This is a genomic window from Dietzia sp. IBK-p2-15D, from assembly GCF_057773105.1.
Window position 1 is genome coordinate 176,853 of the sequence record NZ_JBYMTK010000002.1, and the last position, 12,518, is coordinate 189,370.

Below are 12,518 nucleotides of genomic sequence, written 5' to 3' on the forward strand. Positions count from 1 at the left end.
CTAGACGCTCGTGTACTGCTGCACGATCCGGCGCTTGACCAGCTTGCCGGTGGGGGTGCGGGGCAGTTCGTCCACGAAGTCCAGGCCCCGCGGGATCTTGAAGTCGGAGATCTTCCCGCGCAGGGCGCCGAGGATCTCGTCGGCGAGGCCGGGGTCGCCCGCACGGTCGGCGGCCGGTACCACCACGGCGTGCACCCTCTCGCCCATCTCCTCGTCCGGGATCCCGATCACGGCGACGTCCTCGACCGCCGGGTGCAGGACCAGGGCGTTCTCGATCTCCTGCGGGTAGATGTTCACCCCGCCCGAGATGATGGTGAACGCCTTGCGGTCGGTGAGGTAGAGGAAGCGGTCCTCGTCGAGGTAGCCCACGTCGCCGAAGGTGGACCAGTTGGGGTGCTCGGGGTGGAAGACGGACGCCGTCTTCTCCGGGTCGCCGTGGTACGAGAACGTGCCCTCGTCCTGCTGCCAGTAGATGGTGCCGATCTCGCCGGTGGGCAGCTCGTTGCCCTCCTCGTCGCAGATGTGCGCGATGCCCTTGAGTCCGTCGCGACCCACCGAACCGGGGCGTTCGAGCGCCTCCTGCGAGTTGATGAACGTGATGCCCATGCCCTCGGTGGCCGAGTAGTACTCGTGGATCACCGGGCCCCACCACTCGATCATCCGCCGCTTGACCTCGGGCGGGCACGGCGCGGCGGCGTGGATCGCGTGGGTCATGCTGGACACGTCGTAACGCGCCCGCGTCTCCTCCGGCAGCTTGAGCATGCGCACGAACATCGTCGGCACCCACTGCGAGTGCGTCACCCGGTACTCCTGGATGAGCCGCAGCGCCTCCTCCGCGTCGAAGCGGTCCATGAGGATCACGGTCCCGCCGACGGAGTTGACCACGCCGCAGAACCGCAGCGGGGCCGCGTGGTACAGCGGTGCCGGGCACAGGTAGACACTGTCGGCGTTGAAGGCGTACAGGAAGCTGAACACCGGCGTGTAGCTGTCCGGCACCTCGTCGATCTGCCCTTCCGGCGGGTCGACGCGCACGCCCTTCGGCCGGCCGGTCGTGCCGGAGGAGTAGAGGAAGTCGTGGCCGCGGGGCTGGTCGGCGGGCGGCTCGGTCGACCTGCCCTCGAGCAGCGTCCGGTAGTCCTCGAACCCCTCCAGCGCGCCGCCGAACACCACGCGGTGCTCCACGCCCGGATGCGCCTTCGGGGAGACGTCGACGTGGTCGGCGACCGGGGCGGAGACGAACAGCGCCCGGGCCCCGCAGTCGCCGATGATGTACGACGACTCGTCCGCAGTGAGGTGGTGGTTGATGGCCGCGATGTACAGGCCGCAGCGCAGCGCCCCCCAGTAGATCTCCAGCATCTCCAGGGTGTTGTCCGAGACCACGGCGATCGTGTCACCGGGACGCAGCCCCCAGTCGTCGGTCAGGAGATGCGCGAGCTGCGCGGAACGCGCCTCGAGCTCGGCGTACGTGATCTGCTCCCCCGTCGCCGGGCGGATGGCCGCGGGCTTGTCGGGGGTGGTGGCGGCGAAGGTTCCTGGAAACATGCTGCCAGGCTAACCGCCGAACGTGATCTGGATCACGAATTAGGCAGACAAGTGTCCAGCAGTCCGTGCGTCAGGAGTACATGCGCGGGTGCAGCCTGCCGATGTACGGCAGATCGCGGTAGCGCTCGGCGAAGTCGAGGCCGTAGCCCACGACGAACTCGTTGGGGATGTCGAACCCGATCTCGAGGATGTCCAGGTCCGCCTTCACCGCGTCGGGCTTGCGCAGCAGGGTGACGATCTCCAGCGACCGCGGGTTGCGGGTGCGCAGGTTGCGCATGAGCCAGGACAGGGTCAGCCCGGAGTCGATGATGTCCTCGACGATGATCACGTCACGGTCGGCGATGTCGCGGTCGAGGTCCTTGAGGATCCGCACCACACCGGACGAACTGGTGGAGGAGCCGTACGAGCTGACGGCCATGAACTCCATCTCGGACGGGATGGGCAGGGCCCGGGCGAAGTCGGAGACGAAGATCGCGGCGCCCTTGAGGACGGCGACCAGCACGACCTCCTTCTCGACGTTCGCGTAGCGCTCGCCGACGGTGGCGGCCATCTCGGCGATCCGCTCGCGGATCGACTCCTCGTCGAGCAGGACCGATTCGATCTCGTCCGCGTACTTGTCCGTGGTCATCTACGTCCCCGCTCCGCTCGCCCGGTCGTTCTCCAGGACCACCTTTCCACGTCGGCGCCGGGCGACCAACCTGGCCGAGGGCCCCGCCCCACCCGCGCCCGCGGGCCCGGTGCCACCGACCGCCACCCCGCCCTGCCCGCGCCAGTCGGTGACGAGCGCGGCCACGGCCGTCAGGTGCGCGTACGTGGGTGAGGTGACTCCCCGCGCCAGCAGCCAGCGGCGCAGGACCCGGGTCAGCACGGCCGTCGACAGGGGTTCCAGCCGGCTCACCTCCAGGGCGCCGTCGTCGCCGACGGGCACGGCCGCCGCGAGACGCTCCAGCTCGTCGTCGTCGACCCCCAGCAGTGACGCGGTGCGCGCCAACCCCTCCGCGACACCGCCACCCAGCACGTCCTCGAGCAGCGGCAGGACCTCGTGCCGCAGGCGCACCCGGGTGAACGCCGGGTCGGTGTTGTGCGGGTCCTCCCAGAACCCCAGGCCGAGGTCGCGGCACGCGGCGCGGGTGTCGGCGGCGCGGACCCCCAGCAGCGGGCGCCCCCACGGTGCGTCCCACGGCGCCATCCCGCGCAGCGAGCGGGCGCCGGAGCCGCGGCCCAGCCCCAGCAGGACGGTCTCGGCCTGGTCGTCGAGGGTGTGGGCGAGCAGCACGGGCCGTCCGCGGCGCGCGGTGTCGAGCGCGGTGTAGCGCGCCGCGCGGGCGGCGGCCTCGGGGCCGGAACCCCTCTGATCCACGACGACGACGAGGACCTCCGCCTCTGCGCCGAGCCCGCGGGCCGCGGCGGCCGCGTCCCGGGCCACGGCGTCCGACCCCTCCTGCAGACCGTGGTCCACCACGAGGGCGGTCACGGCGACGAACTCGACGGCGGCCGCGGCGGTCAGCGCCAGCGAGTCCGCTCCCCCGGACAGGGCCACGCACACCTCGTCGCCGAGTTCGGGGTGGTCGCGGCGGAACGCCCGCAGCGCCGCGCGCACGGTCCAGGCCGGGCCGGTCCAGGCCGGGCCGGGCCGGTCCCCACCGGTCCGGGCGGGGTGCCGGCGAGCGGGGTCAGCGGCAACCACAGGCACTGATCTCGGCGGCGATCCGGTCGAGGACCGGGCGCGCGACGGCGGGGTCGGTGCCGGAGGACAGCAGGGCGAAGCTCATGGTGCGGCCGTCGGTGCTGGTCACCGAGCCCGCCAGGGTGCTCGTCCCGGCGAGGGTGCCGGTCTTGGCGCGCACCCAGCCGGCGCCGGCGGCGGCGGGGCCGGTGAACCGGTCGACCAGCGTCCCCGACCCGGCGGCCACGGGCAGGGTGTCGAGCAGGTCGCGCATCTCGCGGGTCGCGTCGGGTGCGGAGGCGGTGCGCAGGACGTCGGTGAGCACGGCCGCCGAGATGCGGTTGCCGTTGCTCATGCCGGAGCAGTCGTCCAGGCGCACCCCGGACATGTCGAGGCCACGGTCGGTGAGCGTGTCGAGCACGGCGGCGGTCCCGGCGGCGAAGTCGACCGGACCGTCCGGGTCGCGGTCCAGCGCCACCTCGCGGCAGATCGCCTCGGCCAGCACGTTGTCGGAGTGCACGAGCATCGAGCGGAGGCGATCGGTGAGCTCCGCCGACGACACCCTGCCCAGCTCATCGGTCGTCTCCACCGGGTCGGGGGCGACCCGCACGCGCTCCGGGTCCACGCCCAGTTCGCGGGCCAGGGCCCTGCCGGCCGCGAGGGCGGGTTCGGTCGTGCGGGGCGAGTACTCGTCGGCCGGGTCGAGGCGGCCGGAGTCGAGCATCCACGCCTCGATGGGCGCGATGTTGCCGGCCGGGATCTCCGACGGGGGCCAGCCGGGGCCCAGCCGCGGCCCGGTGTACGGGCCCGGGTCCACGACGATGCGCGCCGGGGTGAGCCCGGCATCGCGGACGACGTCGGCGGCCTGTGTGAGCGTGGCCGCGCCGGGGAAGAGCGGACCGGGCTCGGCGCCGCCGGACATGGTGGGGTCGCCGCCGGGGACCACGACGAGCGTGTCCGGCTCGGCGCCGCGGGCGAGGACCGTGTCGACGCGGGTGTCGCCGGGCAGTCTGCTCAGCGCGGCGACCGCGGTGAGCAGCTTGGTCGTGGACGCGGGGACCTTGGCGTCGCGAGGGCGGCGCTCCCACAGGACCTGTCCGGTCGCGTCGTCGACCACGCTGGCGGTGAGGTCGCCGACCGCCGGGGACGCCGCGAGGGGGCCGAGGATCTCCTCGAGGGCGGCGGGGTCCGGCAGGGGCGCCGAGTCGTCCGCCGCGTGCAGTCCGGGGTTCAGTTCCGCCGTGGTCTGCGCGGGGGCGCCGACGACCGCGCGGACGTCGTCCTCCACGTCGGTGAACAGCGCCGCCGCGACGAGCCCCACGACCAGGAGTACGACGACGACGAACACGACCCCCGCCCGCCACACGAGCCCACGCCCGCGCCACACTCCGCGCTCGGTCACTCGTGCCCACCCTCCCGGACGCTGTCGCCTCCACTGTCACCGCCACCGGTCGCCACCGGCGGCTGCCGACGCTACCCTCGCCTGCCGTGCGTCGGACCCACGCTAGCGGCCCGCGTGACGGCGGCCACCCCCGGCGCCGGGGCCGCCTACTAGAATCGGCCCGGATTGTCCGGGAGAGCCGTCCCGGGTCCGGAGAATGACGATTTGTGAGGTAGCCCGTGACCGTCGAAGTGACCATCGAGATCCCCAAGGGTTCGCGTAACAAGTACGAGATCCACCACGAGACCGGCAAGATCTATCTCGACCGTTTCCTCTTCACCTCGATGGGCTACCCGGCCGACTACGGCTACATCGACAAGACCCTCGCCGACGACGGTGACCCCTGTGACGCCCTGGTCCTGCTCGACGAGTCCGTCTTCCCCGGCGTGATCGTCAAGTCGCGCGTCGTGGGCGTCTACACCATGTCCGACGAGGCCGGTGGCGACGACAAGCTGCTGTGCGTCCCCGCCCTGGACCCGCGCTGGGAGCACATCCAGGACGTCGACGATGTCCCGGACTTCGAGCTCAAGGCGATCGAGCACTTCTTCCTGCACTACAAGGACCTCGAGCCGGGCAAGCACGTCACCCCGGGCGAGTGGCGGGACAAGGCCCATGGCGAGAAGCTCATCGCCGAGGGCCTCGAGAACTTCACCGAGCACCCCGAGGAGAAGGCCGAGCCCTTCCGCGGCTGACACCGCCTGGCCCGGCGCCAGGCCCGGCACGCCGAGAAGAGCATTTCGCTCGTATCGCCCGAGTAGCGAGGTGCGAAACACTCTTCTCGGCGGACGGGGCGCGCGGCCGGCGGTCGGCGGTCGGCGGGGCGCGGTCAGCGGCCGGTGTACCTCGCCTCGCGCTTCTCCAGCGTCGAGCCGATGGCCTCCATCATGTCCGCCGAGGCCAGGAAGCCGGCGTTCCACGTGGCGACGTAGCGGTTGGACTCGTAGATCGGCCCCTCGATCGCCCGGTTGAGGACCTCGCGGGTGCCGCGGACCACCAGCGGCGGGTTGTCCGCGATCTCGGCGGCCGTGGCGTGGGCCGAGTCCAGCACCCCGGCGGCGTCGTCGGCGACGTGCGTGACCAGCCCGTAGCGCAGCGCGGTCTCCGCGTCGATGTCGCGCCCGGTCAGCGCCAGCTCACGGGTCAGCCCGGAGCCGATGATGTACGGCAGTCGCCCGAGCGAGCCCATGTCGGCGACGATGCCCACCTTGACCTCCCGGACCGAGTAGCTGGAGTCCGCCGAACCGTGGCGGACGTCGCAGGCCGAGATGAGGTCCATGCCACCGCCGATGCAGCGGCCCTGGATCGCGGCGACGGTGGGCGTCCTGGCCGACGCGACCGCGTCGACGGCCTGACGCATGTTCTCCACGAAGTCCAGGATGCGCTCGTTACGCGAGGCGTCCGGGGTCTTGTCCTCGGGCAGGAACTCCATGAACTGCGGCATCATCGCCATCAGGTCCAGGCCGTACGTGAAATTGCGGCCCTCGCCGGCGAGCACGACGGCGCGGACCTCGGGGTCGGCGTCGAGCTCGGCCATCACGCGGGGCATCTCGGCCCAGAAGTCCGGGCCCATCGCGTTGTTGCGCCCCGGGCCGATCAACGTCACCTGTGCGACGTGCGGGTGACGGGCACCCTTCTCGATGCGGACGGAAGCGTACTCGCCGGGAGCGGCTGAGGTGTCTGGAGTGCTCATGGCCCCAGCCTGCCACGGGCCCCTCAGGCGCGGGCTCGCGAGGCACGGGAATCGGGCATGACGAACCACAGGATCACGTAGATGAGCAGCTGCGGACCCGGCAGCAGGATCGAGGCCACGAACAGGAGGCGGACCAACGCCGGGTCCAGCCCGAAGTAGTCGGCGAGCCCACCGCACACGCCGCCGATCCAGCGGTCCTCCGACCGCATCAGTCGCTTGGGCCCGGAATCTGGGGAGTAGGTCATGACGTCACACCTCGTCGTCGTCGGGAAAGGGGGATCGGGGACCTCTCCCCGGTGACCTCCACTCTCCTCCCCGAGCACCCGCTCCGCATCGGGGAAAGACCCGATTCTCAGACCCTGATCCGGCGTCGGGGTGCGGTCCGCCCGGTTCAGGTGTGGAACTCGCCGCAGTCCACCGTGAGGGTCTGGCCCGTGACCGCGGAGGCGGCGTCGGAGAGCAGGAACAGCACCGGGTCGACGATCTCGCGCTCGGAGGGCAGGCGCCGCAGATCCATCTTCTCTGCGGTGTGGGCGTAGACGTCGTCGACCGTGCCGCCGTACTTGGTGGCCAGGTGCTCGAAGTACGCCTTGAGCGTCTCGCCGTAGATGTACCCGGGCGCCACGGTGTTGACGCGGATGCCCCGCGGGCCGAGCTCGGTGGCCAGGGAATGGCCCAGCGCGACGAGGGCGGTCTTGGCGATCTTGTAGCCCGCGTAGCGCTCGCGGGAGTGGTGGATCACCGCTGAGGCCATCATGACGACGGACGCGCTGGCGGGGGCCGCGCCTGTGGCGGAGTCGGCGGCGGCAGCGGAGCCGGCTGCGGTGCCGGTGGCGGGAGCGGCGCCGGCCTCGAGCAGCGGGGTGAACTCCTGCGTGGTGCGCAGGGCGCCGAGCACCGACAGGTCGATCCCGCGGGAGATCTGGTCGTGGTCTGTCTGCGCGAGCGGCTTCATGCTGGGCACCGCGAACGCGCTGTAGACCAGACCGTGCACCGCATCGGTGTGACCCTCCACCGTCTCCCGCAACGCTCGCACCGACTCCGGGTCGGTGGCGTCCACGGCCGCGGCGATCGCGCTTCCGCCAGCCGCACGGACCTCCTCGGCGATCTCGACGACCCGCGACTCCGTGCGGGCGGCGACGACCACCGTCGCCCCCTGTGCGGCGGCCTGCAGGGCGAGCGTGCGGCCGAATCCCGGACCCGCTCCCACGATCACGATGGTCTTGTTGCTGAGGTTCTCTGTCATCCGCCTCACTTAACCAGCCCCGGGTGACCGCGGCGGGCAGTTCACCTACGCGGGATACGATCCGCGGGTGGCCACCATTCCCGCGCAGTATCTTCGCAGCTCACACGCCGCGGAACCCCGGACACTCCTCGACGTGTTCGACGCCGCGGCGACCCGCCACCCGAACGCGCCGTGCATCGACGACGGCACCCGCGTCCTGAGCTACGACGAGGTGGCGCGGACGATCCACACCTCCGCCCGGTGGATGCACGACCAGGGCGTCGTCGCCGGCGACCGGGTCGGCATCCACATGCCCTCGGGCTCCGCGGACCTCTACCTGGCAATCCTCAGCACCCTCGCCGCCGGCGCGGCGTACGTGCCCGTCGACGTGGACGACCCCGCCGAGCGCGCCGATCTGGTGTTCGGTCAGGCGCAGGTCGCGGCCGTCTACACCGCCGACGGCATGCTCGTCACCGATCCCGGCCGCACCACCGCACCCTCGCGACACCGCGGCCCGACGGTGGACGACGACTGCTGGATCATCTTCACCTCCGGGACCACCGGCCTGCCCAAGGGTGTGGCCGTGACGCATCGCAGCGCCGCGGCGTTCGTCGACGCCGAGTCCCGGCTCTTCCTCACCGGCGCGCCGCTGGGCCCCGGCGACCGGGTGCTGGCGGGGCTGTCCGTGGCGTTCGACGCCTCCTGCGAGGAGATGTGGCTGGCCTGGGCCCACGGGGCGTGCCTCGTACCCGCGCCGCGCTCGGTCGTCAAGTCCGGCCTCGACCTCGGCCCGTGGTTGCGGGATCGGCGGATCACCGTCATCTCCACGGTGCCGACCCTCGCCTCGATGTGGCCCGATTCGATGCTCGCCGGTATCCGGATGGTGATCCTCGGCGGCGAGGCCTGCCCTCCGGAATTGGCCGAACGCCTGGTCGGTGACGGTCGCGAGGTGTGGAACACCTACGGCCCCACCGAGGCGACCGTCGTCGCCTGCGCGGTCCGGCTGGACGGCGTCGGTGAGGTGTCGATCGGGCTGCCGCTGGACGGCTGGGACCTCGCGGTGGTCGATGCGGCGGGCGATCCGGTGGGCTACGGGGAGTCCGGCGAGCTGGTGATCGGCGGAGTCGGCCTGGCGCGATACCTGGACCCCGAGAAGGACGCCGAGAAGTACGGGCCCATGCAGACCCTGGGCTGGGAGCGCGCCTACCGCTCCGGCGACGTGGTCCGACTCGAGGCCGACGGCCTGTACTTCAACGGCCGCGTCGACGACCAGGTCAAGATCGGCGGCCGCCGCCTCGAGCTGGGGGAGGTCGACACCGCCGTGTCCGCCCTGCCCGGGGTGAGCGCCGGCGCCGCCGCCGTGAAGAAGACCGACGCCGGCCAACCGGTGCTCGTCGCGTACCTGGTGGCCGAGCAGCCCGACCAGTTCGACCTGCCCGGCGCGGCCGGCCTCCTGCGCGAGCACCTGCCCGCCGGCGTGGTCCCGCGCCTGGCCCTGGTCGACGAGCTGCCGACCCGCACCTCCGGCAAGGTCGACCGCGCCGCCCTGCCGTGGCCGCTGGCCCAGACGTCGGCCGCCGAGTCGGAACTCGACGGCATCGAGGCGTGGGTCGCCGAACTGTGGTCGGCCGCCCTCGGGGCCGACGTCTCCGGGGTCGACGAGGACTTCTTCGCCCTCGGGGGCGGTTCGCTCGCCGCCGCGCACGTGGTGGCCCGCGTCCGGGAACGCTTCCCCGCGGTGACCGTCGGCGACATCTACGACCGCTCGCGCCTGGGCGACTTCGCCGGGTACCTCGACGAACTCGAACCGGAAGCCGAGGTCGAACCGCGGTACGTCCGACCCGTCGGCCGCGGCGCGCAGCTCCTGCAGGTGCTCGCCACGATCCCGCTGCTCACGCTGACCGGCTTGCAGTGGCTCACCTGGGTGGGTATCGCCAACAACGTCGCCGTCGGCCTCGGGCTGCCCTGGGCGCGGCCGGTGTCGTGGTGGGTGCTCGGGATCATGGTGGTTCTGCTCCTGCTGCCCGCCGGCCGCATGCTGGTCACCGCCGGCCTGTGCCGGGTGCTCACCGCCGGCGTGGCGCCGGGGACGTACCCACGGGCGGGGTCGGTGCACCTGCGGATCTGGGCCGCCGAGCGGTTGGTCGAGGTCTCCGGGGTCGCCAACCTCGAGGGTGCCGGGTGGCTCACCCCCTTCGCCCGGTTGCTGGGGGCGCAGATCGGACACGGTGTGGACATGCACACCCTCCCACCGGTCACCGGCCTGCTCCGGGTGGGCGACGGGGCCTCGATCGAACCCGAGGTGGACCTGGCCGGGTACTGGATCGACGGCGACCTCGTGCACGTGGGCTCCGTGGAGATCGGCGAGAACGCGGTGGTGGGCGCCCGGTCCACCCTGCTGCCCGGCGCGGTGGTGGGCCGCGGGGCCCACGTGGAGATCGGGTCCGCGGTGGTCGGCACGGTCAAGGCCGGTAAGCGCTACGCAGGCTCGCCCGCGCTCAAGCGCGGCAAGCGTGGATCGAGTTGGCCGGCCGAGCCCGCGCCCCACAACCGGCTCTGGAGCCTGGTCTACCAGTTCTCCGCCGTCGCGCTCGGTGCGATGCCGCTGGCGGCCCTGCTCGCCGGCCTCGCGCTGGTGGCCTGGGGAGCCCGCGGCGCGGGCAGCCCGGGCGAGATGGCCCTGCTCGCCGCACTGTGGTCGGTCCCCGCCACCCTCCTCGCGCTCGCACTCTTCGCCGCGGCCACCCTCGGGGCGGTGAGGCTGCTGTCGATCGGCCTGGACCCCGGCTTCCACCCGGTCCACTCGCGGATCGCCTGGCAGGCCTGGTGCAGCGAACGCCTCATGGACGCCGCCCGGAACTGGCTCTACCCGCTCTACGCCTCCATGCTCACCCCGGTCTGGCTGCGCATGCTGGGAGCCAGGATCGGCAAGGACGTCGAGGCCTCGACCGTGCTGCTCATCCCCGCGCTCACCACCGTCCGCGACGGGGCATTCCTCGCCGACGACACCATGGTCGCGCCGTACGAACTGGGCTCCGGATGGATGCGTCTGGAGCACGCCCAGGTCGGCAAGCGCGCCTTCCTCGGCAACTCCGGGATCGCCTCCGCCGGGCGGAAGGTGCCCGCGCGCGGCCTGGTCGCCGTGCTCTCGTCCGCCCCGCAGAAGGCCAAGAAGGGCACCTCGTGGCTGGGGTCGCCGCCGCAGAAACTCCCTCGCGCCGTCGCCGACACCGACGACGTCCGCACCTACCAGCCGCCGCGACGCCTCAAGGTCGCCCGGGCGGCGTGGGAGACCCTGCGACTGGTCCCCGTCTGGATGTCGTTCCTGCTGCTGGTGAGCGTCCTGGTGGTGATGCAGGAGATCCACCTGGAGTGGGGCTTCGGCGTGGCGGCACTGACCTCCGGGCTGATCCTGGCGTACGCCGGCCTGGTCGCCCTGGTGGTCGCCGCCCTGGCCAAGTGGATCCTCGTGGGCCGGATCCGCGCGGGCGAGCAGCCGCTGTGGTCGTCGTTCGTGTGGCGCAACGAGGTCGCCGACTCGTTCATCGAGTTGCTCGCCGCGCCGTGGATGGCCCGGCCCGCGTCGGGCACCCCGGTGATGAACGCGATGCTGCGCCTGCTGGGCTCACGGATCGGCCGAGGCGTGTGGTGCGAGTCGTACTGGCTGCCCGAGGCGGACCTGGTCTCCCTCGGCGACGGCGCCACCATCAACCGCGGCTGCGTGGTCCAGACCCACCTGTTCCACGACCGCATCATGCAGATCGACCGGGTGACGATCGAGGCCGGCGCCACGCTGGGGTGCCACTGCGTCGCGCTGCCGGCGTCGTCGATCGGCGACGGCTCGACCGTCGGCCCGGCCTCGCTGGTGATGCGCGGTGACCGCATCCCGCCCGGCACCCGCTGGCAGGGCAATCCGATCGCGCCCTGGCGGGGCTGAGCCGGTAGGCGGGTCAGCCGCCGGCGATGGCTCGCAGCGCCGCCAGGTGGGACGCGTAGGCCTTGCGTCCGTCGCGGGTGAGCGACAACCACGTCCGCGGCCGTTTGCCGACGTACCCCTTGCTGACCTTGACGTATCCGGCTTTCTCCAGCACCGATGCCTGCTTGGACAGTGTCGAGTCGGTGACCTCGACCGCGTCGCGGATGGTGGCGAAATCCGCGTAGTCGACGCCGGCCAGGGCCGCGACGATGGAGAAGCGGACGGGCGCGTGGATGACCTCGTCCAACCGGTGGCGAGCGTGCCCTCCCGATCCGCCGCCCGCCCCCGGGGCGGGCCCCCCCGATGCAGCCGGGGTGCTCGTCGTCGTCTCGCCGCCCGTCGCCTCGCTGCTCATCTTCTCGCCGCTCAACTTCTCTCCGCTCACCGCTCGGGTCCCCGCCGGTCGATGATCGCGGCGGCCACCAGGCCGGGCAGGGCGACGAACAGAACCCCGAGGAGGTACCACCAGGCGGTGAGCCCGATCGTGGTGCGGATGACGTTGAGGCCGGTGACGACGACGAGGATCATCACCCCCGATCCCGCGACGCCCCACGTGTAGGTCCGTCCCGATCCGCGGGGGCCCGCCTTGATCGCGCGTCGCTGCCAGAAGATCGCCACGAAGAGCAACAGCACGTACGGCACGAGCGCCCAGTTGGAGAACATGATCGCGACTGTCCCGATCCCCATCAGAAGCGAGATGGCCGCGGCGAACGCGGCGAACAGGCGGGCGTCGTGCCGGGAGCTGACCGGTGGGCGCCCCTCGGCCTCGGCGAGCATGCGGGCGGCCTCCGCTCGATCGACCTCGCCGGTGCTGGAATTCTGCGGGTCCATGGGTCTGCCTTCCGTCGGTGCCCGGGGGAGTTTCCGCCGCGGAGTGATATTGAGACTAGACAAGTACTTTCCAGTTTGGCAACTACTTTCTCGGGATCGGCCACGTCTCGCGTCGAGACGGGTGCCGCCCGCCCCGGGTCCTCTAGA

At 72.0% G+C, this 12,518-nt stretch carries 11 protein-coding genes; 2 read left to right on the top strand and 9 right to left on the bottom strand.

Features of this window, described 5'->3' with window-relative positions; all coding sequences use genetic code 11:
- From AC3DEV_RS03730 to dacB, 4 genes are all read right to left on the bottom strand, one after another.
- The gene (locus tag AC3DEV_RS03730) at positions 1 to 1,542 is read right to left on the bottom strand and encodes an acyl-CoA synthetase (RefSeq protein ID WP_488371328.1); all 1,542 of its coding nucleotides are present in this window, start codon (positions 1,540 to 1,542) and stop codon (positions 1 to 3) included.
- A 70-nt stretch (positions 1,543 to 1,612) separates the two neighbouring features.
- Positions 1,613 to 2,170, bottom strand: a complete 558-nt coding sequence (gene hpt / locus AC3DEV_RS03735) for a hypoxanthine phosphoribosyltransferase (RefSeq protein WP_096906114.1) — start codon at positions 2,168 to 2,170, stop codon at positions 1,613 to 1,615.
- Positions 2,171 to 3,142, bottom strand: coding sequence for a tRNA lysidine(34) synthetase TilS (tilS, locus tag AC3DEV_RS03740; RefSeq protein WP_488371490.1), 972 nt, complete (start codon positions 3,140 to 3,142; stop codon positions 2,171 to 2,173). It abuts the gene before it with no gap.
- A 73-nt stretch (positions 3,143 to 3,215) separates the two neighbouring features.
- Positions 3,216 to 4,610, bottom strand: a complete 1,395-nt coding sequence (dacB, locus tag AC3DEV_RS03745) for a D-alanyl-D-alanine carboxypeptidase/D-alanyl-D-alanine endopeptidase (protein ID WP_488371329.1) — start codon at positions 4,608 to 4,610, stop codon at positions 3,216 to 3,218.
- Positions 4,611 to 4,828: 218 nt separating this feature from the next.
- On the opposite strand from dacB, the gene AC3DEV_RS03750 reads away from it, so the two are divergent.
- Positions 4,829 to 5,341 carry an inorganic diphosphatase gene (locus AC3DEV_RS03750; protein WP_067711556.1) on the top strand — a complete coding sequence of 171 codons (513 nt, stop codon included), beginning with the start codon at positions 4,829 to 4,831 and terminating at the stop codon, positions 5,339 to 5,341.
- Positions 5,342 to 5,475: 134 nt separating this feature from the next.
- Here AC3DEV_RS03750 and AC3DEV_RS03755 read toward each other — a convergent pair whose 3' ends face one another.
- The 3 genes from AC3DEV_RS03755 to AC3DEV_RS03765 all read right to left on the bottom strand — a co-directional run bounded on the left by AC3DEV_RS03755 (position 5,476) and on the right by AC3DEV_RS03765 (position 7,585).
- Complete coding sequence (locus tag AC3DEV_RS03755; protein ID WP_325768449.1) at positions 5,476 to 6,339, bottom strand: crotonase/enoyl-CoA hydratase family protein; 864 nt, start codon at positions 6,337 to 6,339, stop codon at positions 5,476 to 5,478.
- A gap of 23 nt (positions 6,340 to 6,362) precedes the next feature.
- On the bottom strand, positions 6,363 to 6,584 hold the full coding sequence (locus AC3DEV_RS03760) for a PspC domain-containing protein (RefSeq protein WP_096906116.1): 222 nt from the start codon (positions 6,582 to 6,584) through the stop codon (positions 6,363 to 6,365).
- A gap of 146 nt (positions 6,585 to 6,730) precedes the next feature.
- A complete protein-coding gene (locus tag AC3DEV_RS03765; RefSeq protein ID WP_132062746.1) occupies positions 6,731 to 7,585 on the bottom strand; it encodes an SDR family oxidoreductase in 855 nt (284 codons plus the stop codon).
- 67 nt (positions 7,586 to 7,652) lie between these two features.
- On the opposite strand from AC3DEV_RS03765, the gene AC3DEV_RS03770 reads away from it, so the two are divergent.
- A complete protein-coding gene (locus AC3DEV_RS03770; protein WP_488371330.1) occupies positions 7,653 to 11,501 on the top strand; it encodes a Pls/PosA family non-ribosomal peptide synthetase in 3,849 nt (1,282 codons plus the stop codon).
- Between the two features lie 13 nt (positions 11,502 to 11,514).
- Here the strand turns inward: AC3DEV_RS03770 and AC3DEV_RS03775 are convergent, their stop codons facing one another.
- Positions 11,515 to 11,925 (bottom strand): winged helix-turn-helix domain-containing protein, encoded by a 411-nt coding sequence (locus AC3DEV_RS03775; protein ID WP_488371331.1) that lies wholly within the window; start codon positions 11,923 to 11,925, stop codon positions 11,515 to 11,517.
- The gene (locus AC3DEV_RS03780) at positions 11,922 to 12,371 is read right to left on the bottom strand and encodes a hypothetical protein (RefSeq protein WP_067711544.1); all 450 of its coding nucleotides are present in this window, start codon (positions 12,369 to 12,371) and stop codon (positions 11,922 to 11,924) included. Before AC3DEV_RS03780 ends, AC3DEV_RS03775 begins: the two co-directional genes overlap by 4 nt.
- Between the last annotated feature and the right edge of the window lie 147 nt (positions 12,372 to 12,518).

Coding starts and splice junctions, on each gene's coding strand:
- AC3DEV_RS03730 (WP_488371328.1), bottom strand. CDS start 1,542: ATGTTTCCAGGAACCTTCGCCGCCACCACCCCCGACAAGCCCGCGGCC.
- AC3DEV_RS03760 (WP_096906116.1), bottom strand. CDS start 6,584: ATGACCTACTCCCCAGATTCCGGGCCCAAGCGACTGATGCGGTCGGAG.
- hpt (WP_096906114.1), bottom strand. CDS start 2,170: ATGACCACGGACAAGTACGCGGACGAGATCGAATCGGTCCTGCTCGAC.
- AC3DEV_RS03765 (WP_132062746.1), bottom strand. CDS start 7,585: ATGACAGAGAACCTCAGCAACAAGACCATCGTGATCGTGGGAGCGGGT.
- AC3DEV_RS03755 (WP_325768449.1), bottom strand. CDS start 6,339: ATGAGCACTCCAGACACCTCAGCCGCTCCCGGCGAGTACGCTTCCGTC.
- AC3DEV_RS03780 (WP_067711544.1), bottom strand. CDS start 12,371: ATGGACCCGCAGAATTCCAGCACCGGCGAGGTCGATCGAGCGGAGGCC.